A 20,158-nucleotide genomic window follows, 5' to 3' on the forward strand; every position below is an offset into this window, starting at 1 on the left:
CGCTGAAGTTCACCGTCGGTATCGCGCTGAGTCCATTGGACCAGCTGACCGAACTCGCGAAAACCGCAGAGGAGTGCGGGTTCTCGTCGATCGCGCTACCGGACTCGCTGTTCTACATGAAGTCGGCGGCGGCGAAGTATCCCTACACCGCCGACGGCAGCAGGTTCTGGGGCCCGGACACGCCGTGGGTCGACCCGCTCATCGGCGCGACCGCCATGGCGGCCGTCACCAGCCGCATCCGCTTCTACACGAACGTGCTCAAGCTGGGTTCCCGCAATCCGCTGCTGCTGGCCCGGCAGGTCGGCTCGGTGGCCAACCTGTCGGGTAACCGCTTCGGCTTCGGAGTCGGAATCGGCTGGGCACCAGAGGAATTCGAGTGGTGCGGGGTGCCCTTCGCTCGGCGCGGCGCCCGGGTGGACGAGATGATCGAGGTCATCAAACTGGTACTGGCCGGCGGCATGGCCGAGTTCCACGGCGAGTTCTTCGACTTCGATCCGTTGCAGATCAGCCCGGCGCCGAGCGAGCCGGTGCCGTTCTACATCGGCGGGCACACCGACGCGGCGCTGCGGCGCGCGGCGCGGGTGGGCGACGGCTGGACCTCGGCGATGATGACCTACGAGGAACTGCGCGGCACCATCGGCAAGCTCGACGCGCTGCGCGCCGAGTTCGGCCGATCCGGCGAGCCGTTCGAGATCCAAGCGGTGTGCGTCGACCGGTTCGGCCGCTCCGGCTATCAGGACCTGGCCGACGCGGGCGTCACCGACGCGATCGTGGTGCCCTGGCTGGCCGACGGCATCGGATTCGACGGCGAACTGTCCGCCAAGCAGGGCTCGCTGCGCAAATTCGCCGAACAGTACATCGCCCAACCCGTCCTCGCCGAAGGATGACGACTCGCTGGCCGAGGGAGGCCGTATGACCACCGAAACCGAGCATCCGGCCAGGGCTGCCGGCCTGGCCTCACAGGCCGCCGTGCGAGCACGGGACAAGCAGGCCTGGGTCGCGCTGTTCGCCGCCGATGGCATCGTGGAGGACCCGATCGGCCCGTCCGGCTTCGATCCGGAGGGCAAGGGCCACCGCGGCACCGACGCCATCGCCGCGTTCTGGGACATGGCGATCGCGAAGACCGAGCTGATCGAGTTCCTGTTCGGCGACTCGTTCGCCTGCGGCAACGAAGTCGCCTTCACCGGCACCATCCGCAGCACCATCGGCGGTCACCTGATCGACGCCGACGGCGTGTTCACCTACCGGGTGGACGACGACGGCAAGATCACCGCGCTGCGCGCGTTCTGGGAGGTCGATCGCGCCATGAAGACCGCGCGTCCGGTCGGCTGAGGTCATACGAAAGGGCCCTCGCACCGAACTGGTGCGAGGGCCCTTCTCGTGTCTCAGTGCGCGACCGGGCAGGTCTTGTACTCGACCGGAAACTCCTTGATGCCGTTCAGCCAGCCCGAACGCAGCCGCTTCGCGTCGGCGACCTTGCTGATATCGGGGAGATGATCGGCGATGGCGTTGAAGATCAGATCGATCTCCAGCCGGGCGAGGTTCGCCCCGATGCAGAAGTGCGCGCCGGTGCCGCCGAAGGCCAGGTGCGGGTTGTCCGTGCGCATGATGTCGAACTTCTCCGGGCGGTCGAAGACGTCCTCGTCGAAGTTGGCCGAGCGGTAGAGCATGACCACCCGCTGGCCCTTCTTGATCTGCACGCCGCCGAGCTCGGTGTCCTCCAGCGCGGTCCGCTGGAACGAGGTGACCGGCGTGGCCCACCGGATGATCTCGTCGGCGGCCGTGGCCGGGCGCTCCTTCTTGAACAGCTCCCACTGGTCGGGGTTCTCCAGGAACGCCATCATGCCGTGCGAGATGGCGTTGCGGGTGGTCTCGTTGCCCGCGACCGCGAGCATGATCACGAAGAAGCCGAACTCCTCCTCGCTGAGCTTGTCACCGTCGACATCGGCCTCGATCAGCGTGGTGACGAGGTCGTCGGCCGGGCACTGCTTGCGGGAGGCCGCCATCTGGTAGGCGTAACCCAGGATCTCGGCGGACGCCGCGACCGGGTCGGCGGTGCTCTCCGGGTCGTCGTAGCCGGTCATGTCGTTCGACCAGGTGAAGACCTTCATCCGGTCTTCCTGCGGGACGCCGATCAGCTCGGCGATGGCCTGTAGCGGCAGTTCGCACGCGATCTGGGTGACGAAGTCACCGGAGCCCGCCTCGGCGGCCGCCTTCACGATGGATTCCGCGCGGGCCGACAGCTCCGCGCGCAGGCCGTTGATGGCGCGCGGGGTGAAGCCGCGCGAGATGATCTTGCGCAGCTTGGTGTGCTCGGGCGCGTCCATGTTCAACAGGACGATCCGCTGCAGTTCGATCTGCTCCCGGGCGATGTCGTCGTTGAAGCGCGGGATCGCCGTGTTCTCGTAGCTGGAGAACACATCGCTGCGCCGCGAGACCTCCTTGACGTCGGCGTGCTTGCTCACCACCCAGAAGCCCTCGTCGTGGAAGCCGCTGACGTCCGGCGACTGCGGGTTCCACCAGATCGGCGCCGTCCGGCGCAGTTCGGCGAACTCTTGGACCGGAACACGCTCGGCGTAGATGTCCGGGTCCGTAACGTCGAACCCGTCCGGGAGATTCGGCCGGGCGTTCCGAGTGTCTACCACCAGATGTCTCCTTCGACAAACTGAAACACGTTCTATAATCATTGAAGCACAGGAGCGAGAATGAGGAAAGAAACCGGACAGATCCGCCCCTTGCAAGTGCTATGAACGCGTTTCAGTTTTCTGTCCCGTAAAGAGAGGTTGGACATGGGCACACCCGTGATCGTCGAGGCCGCACGCACCCCGATCGGCAAGCGCGGCGGCTGGCTGTCAGGGCTGCACGCGGCCGAACTGCTGGGCGCGGCCCAGCGCGGGCTGCTCGAGCGCGCACATCTGGACCCGGCACTGGTCGAACAGGTCATCGGCGGCTGCGTCACCCAGGCCGGCGAGCAGTCCAACAACGTCACCCGGGTCGCCTGGCTGCACGCGGGCCTGCCGTGGCAGGTCGGCGCCACCACGATCGACACCCAGTGCGGATCGGCCCAGCAGGCCAACCATCTGATCGCGGGCCTGATCGCGGCCGACGCCATCGAGATCGGCATGGCCTGCGGCGTGGAGGCGATGAGCCGGGTTCCGCTGGGCGCCAACGTCGGCGAGAACGCCGGGCCGCGCAGGCCCGCCTCGTGGAACATCGACCTGCCCAACCAGTTCGAGGCAGCCGAACGAATCGCCAAGCGGCGCGGTATCACTCGCGCGGATGTGGACGCGTTCGGCGCGCGTTCGCAGCGCCTGGCCGGGCAGGCATGGGCAGAAGGCCGGTTCGATCGCGAGGTGCTCACCGTCACCGCGCCCGCCGTCGACAAGGAAGGCAACCCCACCGGCGAAAAGCTCGATGTGTCGCGAGATCAGGGCCTGCGCGAGACCACCGTCGAGGGCCTGGCGAAGCTGAAGCCGGTGCTGGAGGGCGGCGTGCACACCGCCGGATCGTCCTCGCAGATCTCCGACGGCGCCGCCGCCGTCCTGCTGATGGACGAAAAGGCCGCGCAGCGAGCCGGATTGCGGCCGCGAGCGCGGATCGTCACCCAAGCGGTGGTCGGCGCGGAGCCGGAGTTCCACCTCGACGGCCCCGTGCAGGCGTGCAGCAGGCTGCTGGAGCGGTCCGGCATGAATATCGGCGACATCGACCTTTTCGAGATCAATGAAGCGTTCGCGTCGGTCGCACTTTCGTGGGCCTCTGTACACCAGCCCGACATGGACCGGGTTAATGTCAACGGCGGTGCCATCGCCCTCGGACATCCGGTCGGCTCCACCGGATCGCGTCTCATCACAACGGCTTTGCACGAACTGGAGCGCTCCGATCGCAGTACCGCAATGGTTCTCATGTGTGCCGGTGGCGCACTCGCGACAGGAACGATCATCGAACGTTTGTGACTTCAACCATTTCGCGTGCGTTGGTTGAACGTTCATCCCCCACGGGCGCAAACGTGTCGTACGCCACACAAACCCATGTACCGCCCAGTTCATGAGATGTCAGCTATCTTGCGGCTATCAAGACCCCCTCTCCTGAGACCGCAGCGACGGGCCAGAACCGGTTCGTACCGCGGGTTCTCGAGAGGCCTTGGGGTGACCCGCAAACCCGACCGTCCCAGCCCCTTCGCCGCCGTCCGACCTAGAAGCTTCAAGGAAATCCGGAATCAGGCGTAGGTTTTCAGTTACTGAGCCGCTAATATCAATGATACGTATCCGAGATAACGACTGTTAGTACAGCGAAGGGAATTGGGCGGCTCACAATGGCTGATTTCGCGGCGCGGCTGAACAAGCTGTTCGAAACCGTGCATCCCCCGGGGCGTAAGCCGCACACCAACGCGGAGGTTGCGGCGGCGCTGACGGCCTCCGGACATCCGATCTCGAAACCGTACCTGTCGCAGTTGCGGTCGGGACAACGGACGAACCCGTCGGATGAGACGGTGGCCGCCCTGGCGAAGTTCTTCAAAGTCAAGCCGGACTACTTCTTCAACGACATCTATGCCGCCAAGATCGATCACGATCTGGAGCTGCTGTCCCAGCTGCAGGGCTATGGACTGCGACGGCTGTCGAGTAGAGCGTTCGACTTGTCCGAAGAATCACAGAATCTGCTCACGTCTATGGCGGAGAAGTTGCGGGCAAGCGAGGGCTTGCCCGAAATTCCTCCGGACGGCACCGAATAGGTTCTCCTGCACGGCAGCACAGTGCGGCCCCCAGGGTCGCACTGTGCTGTGTTATGCGCGCGTAAGCGGGCACAGCACACAACCGGCGCGCGTCCGTGCCCCGAGAAATTGGGGCACGGACGCGCGTCGGTTAGTGCTGCGGTTCGGATCGGGCGTCGGATAAGTACATTCGGGGGTGGTTCGTCGGCCGCGCTTCGCCCTGAAGGGCATTCCGATCCAACCGGTCTGTCCGAATAGTCCGATCGGTCGCGCACATTTGCGTCAGATTGATCGGATTCGCGCGAAGTTGATCAATTTCGCGCGGGTGCGGATGCGCTCGCCCGATAGGCCCGTGCTACGGCCTGGACCCAGCCGCGGGGACTAATGCCTTCGGGCGGAGCAATCCACCGTGCGTCTACAACGATCTCCCCCGCCGGGTCGTGCGCCCACCGCGCCACCCGGGCGGCCCGGTCCGCCACCGAGGCAGGCGGCGACGCCAGTTCCGCCAGCACGAGACCGCCGCCGGACTGTAGATACAACGCGTCGATGATCTGCGCCACCTGGTCGGAAGCTTTGAGCTGCGTGGAGAATCCGCTCTGTTCGTGGGCGACCACCTCGGGGAAGCGTCCGACCATGGTCCGGTGCAGCGAGCGGATCCGGCGCAGCAGCACCCGCGCGCGCACCCAGAGTTCCACCACGATCCACACCGCGCCGAGCGCGATGAGCAGGCTCGCGAGCCCCCAGAGCGGCCATGCCCACGAGGGAGTACCGGGCGCGGCCGGGGGCGCGTGCTGGAACGCGCGCCGGACCCGACCTGCCGCGAGCAGCGCGACCACCGCCGTGCCCGCCGTGTAGAACGCGATACCGCGACCCAGCGCGGTCCAGTCCAGAGTGCGCAGACCGGTGACGACGACGAACACGCTGCCCGCGGCCACCGCCGACCACCCGAAGGTGTACGACCAGGTCACCGTGACCAACACCGCGCAAAGGCCGACGCCGTAGACGACCAGGGCGACCTGCCGCAGGTTGCGCCGCGACACCACCGGCCAGGCGGCCGAGGCGACCACCGAGGTGGCCGTGGTGAAGGCGATCCAGCTCGCGGTGACGACGCCGTCCGACAGCCGGCCCGCGGGCACGCCGCCCGGGGCGAGATTGTCCAGCGCGACGGCGATCTCGGGCACCGCGACGGTCGCGGCGAGCGCGACGGCGGCGACCGCGACGACGATGGCCACCCGGGCCGTGGTCGCGGGCTTGACCAGGACGCGACCCACCCGAGCGCCGGCGGCCATCCAGACCAGCAGAGCCGTCGACCACAGGATCATCCGAGCGCCTCGTCGAATCGGAGAACCGAGACGCCCGTGCCCCGGCTGTTGAACACGCGCAATCGGGTCATCAGCATGGCGGCGAACGTCTCGGCCTCCCATTCGGCGCGCTCGTCGGCGCCGTCGTCGACGATCCGCTGATGCGCGCGCTGGCTGAGCATGTAGGCGATCAGGTCGTCACTCGCCTCCAGCGTCACTTCCGGCGCGGGCGCGCCTTCGTGGTCGAAGACGATGTGACCCAGTTCGTGCGCGAGGGTGTGCTCGCGGCTCGGCAGTGTCTCGGCGAGCACGATCACGTCGCGGTCGGGATAGAGACGGCGCTGCCCGCAGACGCCGGGACCCAGTCGCGCACTGGCGATCTCGATCTCACGACGCCGCTCGCCCGCGATCGCGTGCACGACTTCGTCGAGGGTGGTCGCGTCGAAGTCGGCCGCCACCGCGCACACCGCGTCGACGGCGGCGGCGACTCGGCGGTAGGACCGCAGGTCACCGCGTATGCGGCTCACGCTCATCGGCTGCCCCCCTCACGGCCTCGGGAAGAACTGGGCGCGGGCGGCGTCGATCCTGGCTTGCGCCGCTACCGCGCTCTGGAAGCTGATCACGCCGGAGCCCGCTCCCGCGAGGCCGAGCGCGATCAGGCCGCCGATCACCGGCCACAGTTTCGTCGCGGGAAGGGCGTCGGTGGAGCCGGTCGGGAGGACCGCCGGAGTCGCGGGCTGCTGCGCCTGCGGCGGCGCGGCGAGATCGGGTGCCGGGGCGGCGAGATCGGGTGCCCGCGCGGCGAGCGGCGGAAGTGTCGACACGCCGATCGGAATCGGCGAGGTCCCCGGTGTCACCGGGGCGGGCGCCGGAGGAACGGTCACCGGCGGCAGCGCGGGGACGGGCGGAGCGGTCACCTGTGGGAGCGGAATCAACAACAGCAGTAGGGGACTCGCGGATCCGGCGGCAGCAGAACCCAGCGCGGCGGAACCCGTTGCGGCCGAACCGGTCGCGGCGGAACCGACACCTGCGGACCCGAGGCCTGCCGAGCCGACCGCGGCGGAACCGGTGCTGCCGAGGACGGCGGAACCCGTACCCAACGCGGCGGAGCCCGTACCCAACGCGGCGGAGCCCGTACCCAATACAGCCGAACCGGTACCACCCACAACCGCCGAGCCCGTACCCAACGCGGCGGAACCCGTACCCAGCACAGCCGAACCGGTACCACCCACAACCGCCGAGCCCGCACCCAACGCGGCGGAACCTGTACCGCCCAGCAAGACGGAACCGGCACCCAGTGCGGCGGAGCCCGTCGCCAGTGCGGCCGAACCGGTACCGAGGATCGCGGAGCCCGAACCGGCCGCAGCGGAACCGAGAGCCGCAGACCCGGTGCCGAGCACTACTCCGAGACCGGCCGAACCGGTACCGAGGGCGAGGGCGAGGGCGAGACCGGCGGAACCGGGACCCGGTACCACCCCGAGACCGGCCGAGCCGGAACCCAGCACCACACCCAGCCCGGTGGAACCGGCGGCGGCGCCAGCCGCCGCCGAACCCGCTGTGACCGAACCGGTTCCGGCGGTTGGCTGGTCGGGAGCCGCGCTGATCTGCGCCTCCTGCCCGGGCACGGTCAGCGAATACCAGGGATCACCGCTGTCATAGGGCGGCGGGGCGGGGTCCGCTACGCACGAGGGGCAGGAAGGTTGCGCGGCGGCGACGGCCGGGCCGCCGAGCAGGGCGCAACCCGCGACGGCGCAGGCTGCTGCCAGCGCACGGAATGCGCGACCTCCTGCCATGCGCCGAGCCTTCCCCTCATCAGTCGAAGCGCAGTTCTGTGCCCGGTCGCCACTCTCACACGGGACTTTCCGAACGGATGGGTGCCCATATTAGACCCCGTCCCGCGAACGCGCCTCGGAAGGGCGAAGCCGATCAGGCCCCGTACACCGGCTCCGGCGGAGTCGCCTTGGCGATCAGATCGGCCACGACGGGGCCGAGTTCGGCCGGATCCCAGCGCGCGCCGCGATCCACGGCCACCCCGTGCCGCCAGCCGTCGGCCAGCGCCACCTTGCCGCCCTCGACCTCGAACACCCGCCCCGTCACCGCCGCCGACTGGGTGCTGCCCAGCCACACCACCAGCGGAGACACGTTCTCCGGCGCCATCGCGTCGAAGCCGTCCTCCGGTCTGGCCATCATGTCCGCGAACACCGTCTCGGTCATCCTGGTGCGCGCGGACGGGGCGATCGCGTTCACCGTCACGCCATAGCGCGCGAATTCGGCCGCCGCGGTCAGCGTCAGGCCCGCGATGCCCGCCTTGGCGGCGCCGTAATTGCTCTGCCCGACACTGCCTTGCAGACCCGCTCCGGAGCTGGTGTTGATGATCCGGCCGTCGACCGGACGGCCCGCCTTGGCCTCCGCGCGCCAGTACTCGATCGCGTGCCGCATGGTGGCGAAATGCCCCTTCAAGTGCACGCGGACCACCGCGTCCCACTCGTCCTCGCTCAGGTTGACCAACATCCGGTCGCGCACGAAACCGGCGTTGTTGACCAGCACATCCAGCCTGCCGAAGGTGTCGACGGCCTGGCGGACGAGATTGCGGGCGCCTTCCCAGTCGGCGACGTCGTCTCCGTTGGCCACGGCCCGGCCGCCGAGCGCCTCGATCTCCGCGACCACCTGAGCGGCGGGCGTTTCCGCGGTAGCCGCGCCGTCCAGCGTCGAACCGATGTCGTTGACCACCACGCGGGCGCCCGCCGCGGCGAAGGCGAGGGCGTGCGCCCGGCCGATGCCCCGGCCCGCGCCGGTGACGATGACGACGCGCCCCGCGCAGATCTGCTCGGTGTCCATACTTTGTCCCTTTCCGATGTGAGCGGGCCTTTGGTGGTCACGCTCCGCTGCCGCCTCCGGGCGTGATGTTCATGCCCGGTCTCCCTTTCCGATATGAGCGAGGCCCGCCATGGTCACGCTCCGCCGCCGCGCCCGCACCGCTCCCTCTCCGGGGTATTCAGGACTGCTGGTCGGCGGTGGAGGCGGCGAGGAAGGCGGGCCGCTCACCCCCGCCGTGCACCAGCAGAGTCGCGCCGCTGACGTAGGCGGCCAGCGGCGAGGCCAGGAACACCGCGCAGCGGCCGACGTCGTCGGGGCGGGCCATGCGGCCCAGCGGGATGGTTCGGCCCACCGCGTCGACGCCGTCCTGATCGCCATAGTGCAGCTGACTCAGTTCGGTGTTCACCGGGCCCACCACCAGCGAGTTCACCCGCACTTTCGGGGCCCACTCGACGGCGAGCGAACCGGTGAGGCTGTCCATGCCCGCCTTGGCCGCGCCGTAGGCGGCGGTGCCCGGCGACGGACGGTGCCCGCTGACGCTCGACACGTTCACGATCGAGCCGCCCTCGTCCTGCCGCTGCATCACCGCGTTGGCGGCCTGCGCCATCAGCAGCGGAGCGAGCAGGTTCAGCTCGACGATCTTGGTGTGGAAGTTCTTGCTCGCGTCGGCGGCGAGCGCGAAGGGAGCGCCACCGGCGTTGTTGACCAGATGGTCGAGGCGGCCGTGGCGCTCGACAATCCCCTCGACCAGCGCGCGCACCGCGTCCGCGTCCCGCACATCGCAAGGCATGTACTCGATCGCGCGCCCGTCGACTGCGACGGGCGCGTCCGCCGGTCGTCGCGCGCACGCCACGACGATCGCGCCCGCGGCCAGGAACGCCTTGCTCACGCCCGCGCCGACGCCGCGCACGCCGCCGGTCACCAGAACGACGCGCTCGGCCAGATCGATTTCGAGTGCCACCGTGCTAACCTACCAAGCAACTGCTTGCTTTGCCAATGCGTTCACACACGACGGGAAGTGCCATGGGGATCAACCGCCACTCCGAATCGACCGGCATCAGCGTGGTCACGGTGGACTATCCGCCGGTCAACGCCATCCCTACCGACGGCTGGTTCGCCATCGCCGACGAAGTGCGCGCGGCGGGCCGGGATCCGGACACCAAGGTGGTGGTGCTGCGCGCGGAGAACCGCGGGTTCAACGCGGGCGTGGACATCAAGGAGATCCAGAGCAAGCCGGGCCACCAGGCGCTGATCGACGCCAATCACGGCTGCTTCGAGGCGTTCGCCGCGGTGTACGAGTGCCAGGTGCCGGTGATCGCGGTGGTCCAGGGCTTCTGCCTCGGCGGCGGCATCGGACTGGTGGGCAACGCGGATGTGGTGATCGCCTCCGACGACGCCACCTTCGGGCTGCCCGAGGTCGACCGCGGCGCCCTCGGCGCTGCGACCCACCTCGCACGGCTGGTACCCCAGCACCTGATGCGGGCGCTGTTCTACACCGCGAGCACCATCACCGCACAGCAGTTGCACCACTACGGCTCGGTCTACCAGGTGGTGCCGCGCGCCGAACTCGACGCCGCCGCCTTGGAGCTGGCCAAGAACATCGCGGCCAAGGACGGCCGGGTGATCCGGGCGGCCAAGCGGGCCCTGAACGGCATCGACGTGCAGGACGTGCACCGCAGTTACCGGTACGAGCAGGGATTCACCTTCGAACTCAACCTCGCCGGCGTCGCCGACGAGATCCGCGCCCGGTTCGACGACGATCTCGCGGCGCGCAAGAGCGGGCAGTAGAGAGGAATTTCCATGCGAGACAAGCGGATGTCGCTCGACGAGGTCGTCGGCGAGCTGCGCAGCGGGATGACCATCGGCATCGGCGGCTGGGGGTCACGGCGCAAGCCGATGGCGCTGGTGCGAGCCATCCTGCGTTCGGACATCACGGATCTGACCGTGGTCGGCTACGGTGGGCCCGACCTGGGGCTGCTGTGCTCGGCGGGGAAGGTTCGCAAGGCGTACTACGGCTTCGTGTCGCTGGATTCGCCGCCGTTCTACGACCCGTGGTTCGCCAAGGCGCGCACCTCCGGCGCGTTGACCGCCCGCGAGATGGACGAGGGCATGCTCAAGTGCGGGCTGGAGGCGGCCGCGGCGCGACTGCCGTTCCTGCCGATCCGCGCCGGGCTTGGCTCCGATGTGCCGAACTTCTGGGAGGGCGAGCTGAAGACGGTCGAATCGCCCTACCCCGTCGACGGCGCGCCCGAGACTCTGATCGCCATGCCCGCGCTGAATCTCGATGCCGCGCTGGTGCACCTGAACCTGGGCGACGCGCACGGCAACGCCGCCTACACCGGCGTCGACCCATACTTCGACGACCTGTTCTGCCTGGCCGCGCAGCGCCGCTACGTATCGGTCGAGCGCGTGGTGGAGACCGAGGAGCTGGTGAAAACCGTTCCGCTGCAAGCGCTGCTGCTCAACCGCATGATGGTGGACGGCGTGGTCGAGGCGCCGGGTGGCGCGCACTTCACCCTGGCCGGAGACGACTACGGCCGGGACGAGAAGTTCCAGAAACACTACGTCGAATCCGCGAAGACGCCGGAGGCGTGGCAGCGGTTCGTCGACACCTACCTGGCCGGCTCCGAGGAGCAGTACCAGGCCGCCGTCCGCCGATTCGCCGAGGAGGCGTGATGACCAGCATCGAAACCGTCACCCGCGCCGAGATCTGCGCCGTCGCCTGCGCCGAGATCTTCAGCGGCGCCGGGGAGATCATGGCCAGCCCGATGTCGCCGATGTCGATCATCGGCGCGCGCCTGGCCAAACTCACCACCGAACCGGATCTGCTGCTGTCCGACGGCGAGGCGCTGCTGTTCGCCGACACGCCCCCGCTGGGCGGAAAGGCACCGATCGAAGGCTGGATTCCGTTCCGGAGGGTCTTCGACGTGGTGGCCTCCGGCCGGCGGCACGTGGTGATGGGCGCCAACCAGATCGACCGGTTCGGCAACCAGAACCTCTCGGCGTTCGGCTCGCTCCAGCGGCCGACCCGGCAGATGTTCGGTGTGCGCGGCGCGCCGGGCAACACGATCAACCACGCCACCAGCTACTGGGTCGCGCGGCACACGAATCGCGTCTTCACAGACGGTGTCGACATCGTCTCCGGTGTGGGCTACGACAAGGTCGACGCCGCCGACCCGGCCTACCGCTTCCATCACCTGCACCGCGTGGTGACCAATCTCGGCGTCTTCGATTTCGAGGGCCCCGGCCACACCATGCGCGCCCGCAGCCTGCATCCCGGCGTCACCGCCGACGAGGTCGCCGAGAACACCTCGTTCGAGATCGCCGGTCTCGCCGAGGCGGGCGAGACCCGGCAGCCCAGCGCCGAGGAGCTGCGGCTGATCCGGGAGGTGCTCGACCCCAAGAAGATTCGCGAAACCGAGGTCCCGTCATGAGCCCGCGCCTGCGCACCGCGCTGACCGATCTGGTCGGCATCGAACACCCGATCGTGCAGACCGGCATGGGCTGGGTCGCGGGCCCGAGTCTGGTGTCGGCCACCGCCGAAGCGGGCGGGCTCGGCATCCTCGCCTCCGCCACCATGACCTTCGCCGAGCTCGAGGCGGCCATCGCGAAGACCAAATCGCACACCGCGAAGCCGTTCGGCGTGAACATCCGCGCCGACGCGGCGGACGCGCCCGAGCGGATCGATCTGCTGATCCGGGAGAAGGTGGCGGTCGCGTCGTTCGCGCTCGCGCCCAAGCAGGACCTGATCGCGAAGTTGAAAGACGCGGGCGTGGTGGTCATCCCGTCCATCGGCGCGGCCAAGCACGCGGTCAAAGTGGCGTCCTGGGGCGCGGACGCGGTGATCGTGCAGGGCGGAGAAGGCGGCGGGCACACCGGCCCGGTCGCCACCACCCTGCTGCTGCCCTCCGTGCTGGACGCGGTGGACATCCCCGTTGTCGCGGCGGGCGGGTTCTTCGACGGGCGCGGCCTGGCCGCCGCCCTGGCCTACGGCGCGGCGGGTGTCGCGATGGGCACCCGGTTCCTGCTCACCCAGGAGAGCACCGTTCCCGACGCGGTCAAGCAGGAGTACCTGCGGCGACAGCTCCAGGACACGGTGGTGTCACTCAAGGTCGACGGCATGCCGCACCGCGTGCTGAACACCGAATTGGTGCAGCGGCTGGAGCATTCGGGCCGCTGGCGCGGGCTCACCGCGGCCGTGGGCAACGCGGCCCGCTTCAAGAGCATGACCGGCATGAAGTGGTCGACCATGATTCGCGACGGCCTGGCCATGCGAAAGACCAAGGATCTCAGCTGGTCCCAGGTCGTGATGGCCGCGAACACGCCGATGCTGCTGCGTGCCGGATTGGTCGAGGGCAACACCCAGGCGGGCGTGCTCGCCGCGGGTCAGGTCACCGGGATCATCGACGACCTGCCGACGTGCAAGGAGTTGATCGACAGGATCGTCACCGACGCGGTGGAGCGGATCGAGACGATCGCGGCGCTCGCCGGAACGAAACAAGGGGCAGCGACGGGGTCCGACTGACGGATAGCGGCCGCCGTCACCTATCGGCATAGGGCCAGAGGTGCCGGAACAGGCGACGGCCCGCGAAGCCCGCCAGTAACGGCGTGTTTGCGACCGAGCCTGGTCGGTCGGGCCTCATCGGCTTACGCTGGACTGACAACGACATACCGGGTTCGCCTGGTATCCGCCGCCGTCGCGCGCCGGGCTCGTCCGCACGGACAGGGACAGGCGAATCGCAGGACTCGACTCCCATCCTCGACCCGAGCGGAGGCCGCGATGCCCGCGACGACCGAGATCTCGGTGCGTAGTACCGCTTTCAACCATGGCGATCCGATCCCCACGGTCTACACCTGCGAGGGCAGAAACGAGTCGCCCCCGCTGGCCTGGACAGCTCCCCCGCAGGCCACCGGTCTCGCCCTCATCGTGGACGATCCCGACGCCCCCAGCGGCCTGTTCACCCACTGGGTGGTCAGCAATATCCCACCGGCCACCACGTCGGCGGAAGAGGGGCAGACGCCCGCGGGCGGGGTGGTCAGCCTGAACAGCGCCGACCGAGCCGAATACTTCGGGCCGTGCCCACCCGCGGGAACCGGCACCCACCACTACCGCTTCATCGTGTACGCCCTCTCCCACCCCGTACGGGTCGACTCCCAGACCTCAGCGGCCGACGCCAGATCCGCCATCGTCGACGCCAGCATGGGAGACGGCCGACTCATCGGTACCTACACCGTCGACGGGTAGCAGCCCGCATCCCGGTTCCGACACCCATTGGCCGTCGACAACACCTGACACGGAGCGCTTTCGAAGCAGACCGCGCCGGGCGCTGCTCCGGAACTCGGATTCGGCCGCTTACCGGCCACTATCGCCTCAGGTCAGATCGAACGCGGTGGCCAGATCGATATCAGCAGGGGCAGCCAGCTGCCTGTCGGGGGCAGCCAGCTGCCCGTGGGCGGCAACCAGTGGAACATGCGCAACTCTCCCGTCGGTCGAACGTCGTGATGAATCCGTCCGCTACTGCGGCGGGCAGGGCGGCTGGTCGGGACCCTGCGGATGCCCCGGCGGGGGACAATGCGGATCCTGCGGTTGCGCGGGAGCGGGGGACCGCTGTTCCGGGGCCGGATCGGCGCTCGCCATACCCGCGCCGATGCCTACCAGGCCGACCACAACGCCGGCGGCGACAACGGTCCTGGCCAGCGTCGACTTGATGCTCAATTCGTATCCTCTCTTCGGTGGATGCCGGTCCGGACTCGCGGCTTCCGGACCGGCGAGAGAATCCTCGAAGAGAAACTTGTGTGCGCGCTGGGCCGTGTCTATGTGTGCGCTGTGAACCGGAGCATCAGATCCGGGTGACGTTCACAGGCCGAAGGTTTCGCGTGCGCGGTTTTTCCATTCCTCGATGAGTCGGCGTGCTTGGCGGTCGAATTCTTCCCGGTCGGCCGCCGGCCAGGTATCGGGATCGGTGTCGAGGCCGCGTTCGGTGACGAACCGCATGAAGTGGGTGGAGGTCGCTTTGCCGCGTGCCTCGATGAACTCACGTTCTTCCGGGGTGGGAGTCACAGTTTCTTCATCCCGTGCCATGACGATCCTTTCATCAGTTCCTCGCCGAGTTTCAGGTTGTCACCGGTGAGCATGACCAGTTCCTGAGGTGAGGGGAATCCCACCGGCGGTCCGTCGAATCGTGTGCGCATGTCCTGAAGTAGCGCTGTGTCGGCGGGGCTCAGCGTGCCTATTTCCCCGTCGAGCAGTGAGTCGATCCTGGATCTCATGCTGTTGACGGACTTCGCCAGTTTCCCCGGATCCGGGTTCCAGTCGTAGCCGGCCTTGGCCCAGGCGACCGCGCCGTCGAGTGAGTCGCCTTCCCGCAGCCGCGTGGCGGTCAGCTCTATTCTGTCCACGCCCGATCGGCGGAAGTAGTCCTCTATGGATGCGGCGAAGGCAGTGGAGAATCCTTTGCCGGTGAAGCCTTCGTTCAGTTCGGTGAGATCATGGGTGACTACGAGCCTCCCGTCGTTGTCGCGCGTGAAGCTGTAGAGCAGCGATCCGGCGTCTTCTCCGCCGGGGCCGGAGATCTTCGCGGTGAACCCCACGTTGTCCGGGTGAATGCTTCCGTCCTCGCGTTCCCAAGACCGTTCGTACCAGGCGTCGAGATCCTCGAGGTGATAGGGGCCGTACCGGCGCTGTAATCCTCCCAGCTCCCGGGTCAGGTCGTAGTCGTCGAGATCGCCGCGCCGAGCGCCGTCGAAGAGGTCACCCAGCGGCCGCATATGCGACAAATCGGTGAGCGGTGTCCGCCCGGAGGGTGCAGCGACAGGAGCCGAACCGCCCACGGTATCGCTTGGTTTTCGGGTGGCCGCGATCCGGTCGTGTCCGTCCTGGTCGCTTCTCCGGATGACGCGATCGGTTTCTCTGACGCCTTCGGCTTTGCCGTGTATCCAGGCATTGTGGCCCTCGGCCTGGCGGCGCAGCATTCCGCGCAGATCGTCACGGAGTCGCCTGAACAACTCCCTGACAGCATTGGCCCCGGGACCCCTCATCGGATCAGCGCTCCACTGCCACCGATCGGATCCAGGGCAGCACCATCGAGCCAAAGCAGTTCGAGCGCAACGATGTTCGCCACACCCGAACTGTACAGAAAAGACTGATCACTAATAATTGAACTGTCGAACGTTACGGAACATCTTCGAATTAGTAGAACTTCGAATTAGGCGTCATCGAGCTCCCCGCGTTTCTCGAGCAGGCGGTCGAATCTGCCGGGATGTGTGGATGGTCGGTGTGATGGCAACGAGGCCGCTGCTACAGCAGGCGGTCGATCCTCCGGTTCGACTGCATCCGGCTCGCGTGACACCTGCGAAATTGTTGATCGGCGGATGGATGGTGGCGGCTGCGCCTTGACGCCGCCGCCCGGCCGGATCGTACGCTCGGCGGTCATCGGTTCATTGGACCTGCTGAGCATGGGCGGACGCGGTCTCGCGCACGGCTCGAGCGACGGCTCGGAAGTCCTTGCGCAGGATGTGCGAGTGGTTGCTCGCGACCTTCGCGCTCACCTTCACGTTCGGGTTGTGCGCGAGCACCGGATCGAGTGAGGCCCGCACCCGCTCCATCTCCCCGTCCTCGCTCCCGAGGCTGTTGCCCGTGGCCAGGACGAAGCGCACCGGGCAGGTCAGGCGCTCGAGAACCGGCACGCTGGCGGCGGCGACCTCGTTGGCATCGATGCCGATCTCGGCGTGCTGGGCCGCGGTCATCCGCGCGGCCAAGCCGAACGGGCGCGCCAGCGGCAGCACGAACCGCATCTTGTGGAAAAGCTTCCGGATCCGCTCCCGGCCCTCCTCGCCGGTCAAGCCGTATGGCGCGGAGTCCACGGTCACCACGCCCAGGACGCGATCCGGGTTCCGGTCGGCCCAGTGCCACGCGAGGATCCCGCCGTAGGACCAGCCCACGAGCAGCGGCCGGTCCACGCCCCGCGCCGCGAGCACGGCATCGACATCCCGCAGGGACGCCTCGAAGGAGTAATCCGCCGACCGCTTCGACTTGCCGCGAGCCCGCTCGTCGAAGGTGATGTGCCGGTAGCCGCTGCCGAGTTCGGCGATCACGGGCCGCCAGGGCCGCTGGCTGGCGTAGGCGCCGTTCAGGTAGACGATGGGGCGGCCGGGGCCGCCGGTGTCGGTCACGGCAAGGGCCGTGTCGTCCACCGGCACCATGCCGGTCCAGGTCGAGTTGTTCGCCGTGCTGCTGATGTTGGCTGCGCTGTTCATGTGAATACTGTCGCCAGACCGGCTGATACCGGGCTGATACTGACCTGACACGACCACTGACACCATGTTCGGCCTGGTCGCATCGCACAAAGGGGCACAGGCGGGCGGCGGAACGCACTGCACGTCCGCGAAGATCTATAGCACCGCCATCAGGACTCCAGACCAAACCTGTACCTTCGCCGCAATCCGCCAAGAGAACAGCTGGGGATGGCGGATCAACCACCTCGGCGGAGGACGAGGACCTACGTCCGCTGGTCGACGGACACAGTTGTGAGTTGTTCACTGCCGTGCTGTGAGCCGCGCGCCCGCAGAAGCCAATGCCCCAGAACCCGTCATGATTCTGGGGCATTGCGCCCTTGACCAAAGTCGATCCAGGTCTATGCGTTCGAGCCTGCTATGAAGCGGACTCCCCAGACCGGACCGCCACAGTGAAGACGTCCCACTCGGTAGGCCCGAAAACGAGCGCAGAGCCGCTCGGATTCTTGGAGTCCCGCACGCCGACCGGGTCTCCGACCAAGAAAGCGACTTCGACGCAATCAGCCTGCGTCCCGCTGTAGCTGCTCTTGAACCATTGGGCCCCGACATCTCCGACTACCACGCCAAACCGCCTTGACTCGACTCACTGAACGGCAGAACGTGACGACTATCGCCGATGCAGGTCACTAGCGATGAAGCTAGCGGTGAACACATCCCATGCGTGAGGCTGAAACACAAGCGCTGGACCGGTCGGGTTCTTCGAGTCCCGCACGCCGACTTGGCCACCGTCCAAGAACGCGGCTTCGACGCAATCTGAATGAGTCGCGCTGTAGCTGCTCTTGAACCAGTCGGCCTTGGATAGATCGGCAGTCATGCTGAGAACTCCTTCGCTATCTGGCGGAGCAGACTCCTGCTGGCCGCTTCATCAAGCGCCGCCCGTCGGAGACTGTCATGCACTCGATCGTACCGCTGCACATCATCTGGTTTTTCCAAATACATGCAGCCCGTGAAGGTTTCCAGATAGGCAACCGGAGGTGACACCGACACCCCTTGAAGGTTCTCTTCGAACTCCAGAATCGCAAACTGCCCCACAGGATCACCGACTGGCGCTCCAGCCGAGAACGGCAGGATTCGGATTGTCACATTGGGCAGTTTCCCGACCTCAGCCAGGTGGTGCAGTTGAGGTGTCATGACTTCTGGCCCTCCCACGGTACTTCGCAGCGCTGACTCGTGCAGCACCACATCGAGCGTGAGAGGTTGATACTTCCTGGTGATCATCTTCTGGCGCTTCGTCCGCAACTCGACACGGCGGTCATGGTCGACCCTGCTCTCCGTCGGCCTTCCCACTCGTATGAGAGCGCGAGCGTAGTCGGAGGTCTGAAGTAAGCCATGCACCAGTGATGGCTGGTACACGGCCAGCCGCCGCGCCGCCGTCTCCAACCCGACGTACACGTCGAAATCCGCAGGTATCACCGTCCCGTACTCGTGCCACCAACTCTTCGCAGCGCCTTGCTGGTGTAGCCCGACCATGGCAGCCGTCACCTCACGGGACATCCCCAGCACATCACAAAGCGCCTCGATATCACGCACCTTCAACCGCGTTGCCGCCCCCTTCTCCAGTCGCTGCAATACCGACGAACTCAAATCCGTCAGCTCGGCAAGCCTTTCCAACGACAAGTTCAACGCTGTCCGGGCGTCACGCAGGTAATACCCGAGCTGACGCCTCGGCAGAGTCGAGCCGGTGCTGTGCTCGTCCATGGGTCCCCTCTCTAGTGCGAATTCGACCCGTACCGGGTGACGACTACGACCCGGCACGGGATTTGCTCTGGACCTTCGGCCGAGTTCGGCTGGGGAACCCAGACTTCGAACTCCGCGCAGGTCAAAGGTGTTTTGCTGACTTCGCGCCCAGTAGGGGGCCACCCCGATCTCCCACCACGCCCCCGCCCCTGGGTTCTGCCGATTTCCAGGGCTGGGCGCACCCTAGCTCACCGACTCGCGCAGAGGTCTGGAAATGAACCAATCGGAGTTCGGGGACACGCCTGTGTCCCGCTGCCGGTATTACCGGCAGGTGTGCGGCCTGCCCGCGATCGTCGACCCACCCGAGTTGGGCCGCATCGTGATTCGGGCCGGAATCGTCTGGGCGCTGATGATGCCCGCCCACCTGGGGCAACTCGTGAAGATCGACCTACAGCGCCGTGGGCACGATATCGGCCCGATCATGTCCCACCCGCGTTCACAACGGTGGAGCTACTTGGTGCGTCCCGATCTGCCGAACGACGACAGCCTGTTCGCGGAGATGTTCCGTCTCGACGTCTCCATAGTGCGCGCGGGCGGTGAGATCGCGCTCCCTTCCCCCACCGACCGATGTGCCTTGTTCCGCCATTGGATCGAACCTCCGCGCTCCGCGTACCGTCCGTCCGGCCAGTTGGTCTTGGCGGCGATCCGGCACCTGGCACTCGGAGCGTCCACTCGACACCCGCGAAACCGGCACTCGGTGGCGAACGGCGAATCCGGAAAGGGTTTGAGCGCGTGACCTTCCCGCTTCGCCATATCGCCGATCCGCAGATGGACCGGCCCTCCCCCGGCGGCGCGCGATGACACCGGAACCTTTACCCCCCAAACACCGCCTGTTGGCCGCCTGTCGCGGCGACGCTCGAGACGACCATCCCCTCTTGACCGCAGCTCGAGACCTCACGGCGCTACACGAAAGCCGCCTTTCCGCCGGACTGGCCCAGGCCGAGTCGATCGATCAATGCCGCGCCCGCCTGGTCCGCGACATCGACCGCTGGGTCACCGCGCAGCTACGACCATCTCTCGGCGCGGCCCGCGTCCACACCGAGACGGTCGGCTCGGTGCTAGACCGCCTCGCCGAGTACACCGCACTCGCCTACGCGGCGTTGGCAAGCAGCTCGAATCGGGTCCTCGGCGACGCTTGGGAACGCCTGGCGGAACTGGCGGTCGGCTACGAAGACTTGAAGGACGAAGTGGGGACGGGACAACGCCGCCTGCCGGGCGGGCCGTAGCGCGGTACGGCTCCTAATCAGCACCGACCTGGTTGCACCCGTGGGGACCGGCCAGTAGCGTCGATCCCAGCTTGCAG

The 20,158-nt window shown here is 67.4% G+C and carries 24 protein-coding genes; 11 read left to right on the top strand and 13 right to left on the bottom strand.

Annotated elements, in window-relative coordinates; translation table 11 throughout:
- Positions 1-2 precede the first annotated feature (2 nt).
- Both NG1_RS05870 and NG1_RS05875 read left to right on the top strand, forming a co-directional pair.
- Positions 3-887: a TIGR03619 family F420-dependent LLM class oxidoreductase gene (locus tag NG1_RS05870; protein WP_062968914.1), complete on the top strand. Its 885-nt coding sequence runs from the start codon at positions 3-5 to the stop codon at positions 885-887.
- A 25-nt stretch (positions 888-912) separates the two neighbouring features.
- Complete coding sequence (locus NG1_RS05875) at positions 913-1,332, top strand: nuclear transport factor 2 family protein (protein WP_062968726.1); 420 nt, start codon at positions 913-915, stop codon at positions 1,330-1,332.
- 53 nt (positions 1,333-1,385) lie between these two features.
- Here the strand turns inward: NG1_RS05875 and NG1_RS05880 are convergent, their stop codons facing one another.
- Entirely contained in the window at positions 1,386-2,687 is a 1,302-nt protein-coding gene (locus NG1_RS05880; RefSeq protein WP_062968728.1) for a cytochrome P450, read from the bottom strand.
- A gap of 102 nt (positions 2,688-2,789) precedes the next feature.
- On the opposite strand from NG1_RS05880, the gene NG1_RS05885 reads away from it, so the two are divergent.
- Positions 2,790-3,953: a steroid 3-ketoacyl-CoA thiolase gene (locus NG1_RS05885; protein ID WP_062968730.1), complete on the top strand. Its 1,164-nt coding sequence runs from the start codon at positions 2,790-2,792 to the stop codon at positions 3,951-3,953.
- A gap of 359 nt (positions 3,954-4,312) precedes the next feature.
- A complete protein-coding gene (locus NG1_RS05890; protein WP_011207048.1) occupies positions 4,313-4,729 on the top strand; it encodes a helix-turn-helix domain-containing protein in 417 nt (138 codons plus the stop codon).
- A gap of 290 nt (positions 4,730-5,019) precedes the next feature.
- Here the strand turns inward: NG1_RS05890 and NG1_RS05895 are convergent, their stop codons facing one another.
- The 5 genes from NG1_RS05895 to NG1_RS05915 form a co-directional block, all read right to left on the bottom strand.
- The gene (locus NG1_RS05895; protein WP_063910261.1) at positions 5,020-6,030 is read right to left on the bottom strand and encodes a hypothetical protein; all 1,011 of its coding nucleotides are present in this window, start codon (positions 6,028-6,030) and stop codon (positions 5,020-5,022) included.
- On the bottom strand, positions 6,027-6,542 hold the full coding sequence (locus tag NG1_RS05900) for an ImmA/IrrE family metallo-endopeptidase (RefSeq protein ID WP_062968732.1): 516 nt from the start codon (positions 6,540-6,542) through the stop codon (positions 6,027-6,029). The genes NG1_RS05895 and NG1_RS05900 overlap by 4 nt, the downstream gene beginning before the upstream one ends.
- A gap of 12 nt (positions 6,543-6,554) precedes the next feature.
- A complete protein-coding gene (locus tag NG1_RS05905) occupies positions 6,555-7,802 on the bottom strand; it encodes a hypothetical protein (protein ID WP_062968734.1) in 1,248 nt (415 codons plus the stop codon).
- 133 nt (positions 7,803-7,935) lie between these two features.
- Complete coding sequence (locus NG1_RS05910) at positions 7,936-8,847, bottom strand: SDR family oxidoreductase (protein ID WP_062968736.1); 912 nt, start codon at positions 8,845-8,847, stop codon at positions 7,936-7,938.
- Positions 8,848-9,004: 157 nt separating this feature from the next.
- Positions 9,005-9,787, bottom strand: coding sequence for an SDR family oxidoreductase (locus NG1_RS05915; protein WP_062968738.1), 783 nt, complete (start codon positions 9,785-9,787; stop codon positions 9,005-9,007).
- Between the two features lie 62 nt (positions 9,788-9,849).
- On the opposite strand from NG1_RS05915, the gene NG1_RS05920 reads away from it, so the two are divergent.
- The 5 genes from NG1_RS05920 to NG1_RS05940 all read left to right on the top strand — a co-directional run bounded on the left by NG1_RS05920 (position 9,850) and on the right by NG1_RS05940 (position 14,071).
- Positions 9,850-10,614 carry an enoyl-CoA hydratase family protein gene (locus NG1_RS05920; RefSeq protein ID WP_039794869.1) on the top strand — a complete coding sequence of 255 codons (765 nt, stop codon included), beginning with the start codon at positions 9,850-9,852 and terminating at the stop codon, positions 10,612-10,614.
- 12 nt (positions 10,615-10,626) lie between these two features.
- Positions 10,627-11,502 (top strand): CoA transferase subunit A, encoded by an 876-nt coding sequence (locus tag NG1_RS05925; RefSeq protein ID WP_157113875.1) that lies wholly within the window; start codon positions 10,627-10,629, stop codon positions 11,500-11,502.
- Positions 11,502-12,260, top strand: coding sequence for a CoA-transferase subunit beta (locus tag NG1_RS05930; protein ID WP_062968742.1), 759 nt, complete (start codon positions 11,502-11,504; stop codon positions 12,258-12,260). The genes NG1_RS05925 and NG1_RS05930 overlap by 1 nt, the downstream gene beginning before the upstream one ends.
- Complete coding sequence (locus NG1_RS05935) at positions 12,257-13,351, top strand: NAD(P)H-dependent flavin oxidoreductase (protein ID WP_062968744.1); 1,095 nt, start codon at positions 12,257-12,259, stop codon at positions 13,349-13,351. The genes NG1_RS05930 and NG1_RS05935 overlap by 4 nt, the downstream gene beginning before the upstream one ends.
- 255 nt (positions 13,352-13,606) lie before the next feature.
- Entirely contained in the window at positions 13,607-14,071 is a 465-nt protein-coding gene (locus NG1_RS05940; RefSeq protein WP_062968746.1) for a YbhB/YbcL family Raf kinase inhibitor-like protein, read from the top strand.
- Between the two features lie 270 nt (positions 14,072-14,341).
- Here NG1_RS05940 and NG1_RS36410 read toward each other — a convergent pair whose 3' ends face one another.
- The 7 genes from NG1_RS36410 to NG1_RS05965 all read right to left on the bottom strand — a co-directional run bounded on the left by NG1_RS36410 (position 14,342) and on the right by NG1_RS05965 (position 18,816).
- Complete coding sequence (locus NG1_RS36410; RefSeq protein ID WP_157113876.1) at positions 14,342-14,542, bottom strand: hypothetical protein; 201 nt, start codon at positions 14,540-14,542, stop codon at positions 14,342-14,344.
- Between the two features lie 141 nt (positions 14,543-14,683).
- Positions 14,684-14,908 carry a hypothetical protein gene (locus NG1_RS05945; protein ID WP_157106555.1) on the bottom strand — a complete coding sequence of 75 codons (225 nt, stop codon included), beginning with the start codon at positions 14,906-14,908 and terminating at the stop codon, positions 14,684-14,686.
- Positions 14,884-15,831, bottom strand: a complete 948-nt coding sequence (locus NG1_RS05950; protein WP_062968748.1) for a hypothetical protein — start codon at positions 15,829-15,831, stop codon at positions 14,884-14,886. The genes NG1_RS05945 and NG1_RS05950 overlap by 25 nt, the downstream gene beginning before the upstream one ends.
- 432 nt (positions 15,832-16,263) lie before the next feature.
- Complete coding sequence (locus tag NG1_RS05955; protein WP_062968750.1) at positions 16,264-17,082, bottom strand: alpha/beta fold hydrolase; 819 nt, start codon at positions 17,080-17,082, stop codon at positions 16,264-16,266.
- 394 nt (positions 17,083-17,476) lie between these two features.
- A complete protein-coding gene (locus tag NG1_RS05960) occupies positions 17,477-17,680 on the bottom strand; it encodes a DUF397 domain-containing protein (protein WP_062968752.1) in 204 nt (67 codons plus the stop codon).
- Between the two features lie 45 nt (positions 17,681-17,725).
- Positions 17,726-17,932: a DUF397 domain-containing protein gene (locus NG1_RS35220; RefSeq protein WP_084498720.1), complete on the bottom strand. Its 207-nt coding sequence runs from the start codon at positions 17,930-17,932 to the stop codon at positions 17,726-17,728.
- On the bottom strand, positions 17,929-18,816 hold the full coding sequence (locus NG1_RS05965) for a helix-turn-helix domain-containing protein (RefSeq protein WP_062968754.1): 888 nt from the start codon (positions 18,814-18,816) through the stop codon (positions 17,929-17,931). Before NG1_RS05965 ends, NG1_RS35220 begins: the two co-directional genes overlap by 4 nt.
- 253 nt (positions 18,817-19,069) lie before the next feature.
- On the opposite strand from NG1_RS05965, the gene NG1_RS05970 reads away from it, so the two are divergent.
- Together NG1_RS05970 and NG1_RS05975 are read left to right on the top strand one after the other, a co-directional pair.
- On the top strand, positions 19,070-19,591 hold the full coding sequence (locus NG1_RS05970; protein WP_063910262.1) for a hypothetical protein: 522 nt from the start codon (positions 19,070-19,072) through the stop codon (positions 19,589-19,591).
- A gap of 139 nt (positions 19,592-19,730) precedes the next feature.
- Positions 19,731-20,081 carry a DUF4254 domain-containing protein gene (locus NG1_RS05975; RefSeq protein ID WP_245659800.1) on the top strand — a complete coding sequence of 117 codons (351 nt, stop codon included), beginning with the start codon at positions 19,731-19,733 and terminating at the stop codon, positions 20,079-20,081.
- The last annotated feature ends 77 nt before the right edge of the window (positions 20,082-20,158 follow it).

This window comes from Nocardia gamkensis NBRC 108242 (genome assembly GCF_001612985.1).
In the GTDB taxonomy this organism is placed as follows: Bacteria; Actinomycetota; Actinomycetes; order Mycobacteriales; family Mycobacteriaceae; genus Nocardia; species Nocardia gamkensis.

Bases quoted from the DNA above. Each gene is read 5' to 3' on its own strand.
- NG1_RS05890 (WP_011207048.1), top strand. From the start codon at position 4,313: ATGGCTGATTTCGCGGCGCGGCTGAACAAGCTGTTCGAAACCGTGCAT.
- NG1_RS05875 (WP_062968726.1), top strand. From the start codon at position 913: ATGACCACCGAAACCGAGCATCCGGCCAGGGCTGCCGGCCTGGCCTCA.
- NG1_RS35220 (WP_084498720.1), bottom strand. From the start codon at position 17,932: ATGACTGCCGATCTATCCAAGGCCGACTGGTTCAAGAGCAGCTACAGC.
- NG1_RS05900 (WP_062968732.1), bottom strand. From the start codon at position 6,542: ATGAGCGTGAGCCGCATACGCGGTGACCTGCGGTCCTACCGCCGAGTC.
- NG1_RS05930 (WP_062968742.1), top strand. From the start codon at position 11,502: ATGACCAGCATCGAAACCGTCACCCGCGCCGAGATCTGCGCCGTCGCC.
- NG1_RS05955 (WP_062968750.1), bottom strand. From the start codon at position 17,082: ATGAACAGCGCAGCCAACATCAGCAGCACGGCGAACAACTCGACCTGG.
- NG1_RS05920 (WP_039794869.1), top strand. From the start codon at position 9,850: ATGGGGATCAACCGCCACTCCGAATCGACCGGCATCAGCGTGGTCACG.
- NG1_RS05880 (WP_062968728.1), bottom strand. From the start codon at position 2,687: ATGATTATAGAACGTGTTTCAGTTTGTCGAAGGAGACATCTGGTGGTA.
- NG1_RS05940 (WP_062968746.1), top strand. From the start codon at position 13,607: ATGCCCGCGACGACCGAGATCTCGGTGCGTAGTACCGCTTTCAACCAT.
- NG1_RS05925 (WP_157113875.1), top strand. From the start codon at position 10,627: ATGCGAGACAAGCGGATGTCGCTCGACGAGGTCGTCGGCGAGCTGCGC.
- NG1_RS05910 (WP_062968736.1), bottom strand. From the start codon at position 8,847: ATGGACACCGAGCAGATCTGCGCGGGGCGCGTCGTCATCGTCACCGGC.
- NG1_RS05965 (WP_062968754.1), bottom strand. From the start codon at position 18,816: ATGGACGAGCACAGCACCGGCTCGACTCTGCCGAGGCGTCAGCTCGGG.
- NG1_RS05945 (WP_157106555.1), bottom strand. From the start codon at position 14,908: ATGGCACGGGATGAAGAAACTGTGACTCCCACCCCGGAAGAACGTGAG.
- NG1_RS05970 (WP_063910262.1), top strand. From the start codon at position 19,070: ATGAACCAATCGGAGTTCGGGGACACGCCTGTGTCCCGCTGCCGGTAT.
- NG1_RS05935 (WP_062968744.1), top strand. From the start codon at position 12,257: ATGAGCCCGCGCCTGCGCACCGCGCTGACCGATCTGGTCGGCATCGAA.
- NG1_RS05895 (WP_063910261.1), bottom strand. From the start codon at position 6,030: ATGATCCTGTGGTCGACGGCTCTGCTGGTCTGGATGGCCGCCGGCGCT.
- NG1_RS05905 (WP_062968734.1), bottom strand. From the start codon at position 7,802: ATGGCAGGAGGTCGCGCATTCCGTGCGCTGGCAGCAGCCTGCGCCGTC.
- NG1_RS05885 (WP_062968730.1), top strand. From the start codon at position 2,790: ATGGGCACACCCGTGATCGTCGAGGCCGCACGCACCCCGATCGGCAAG.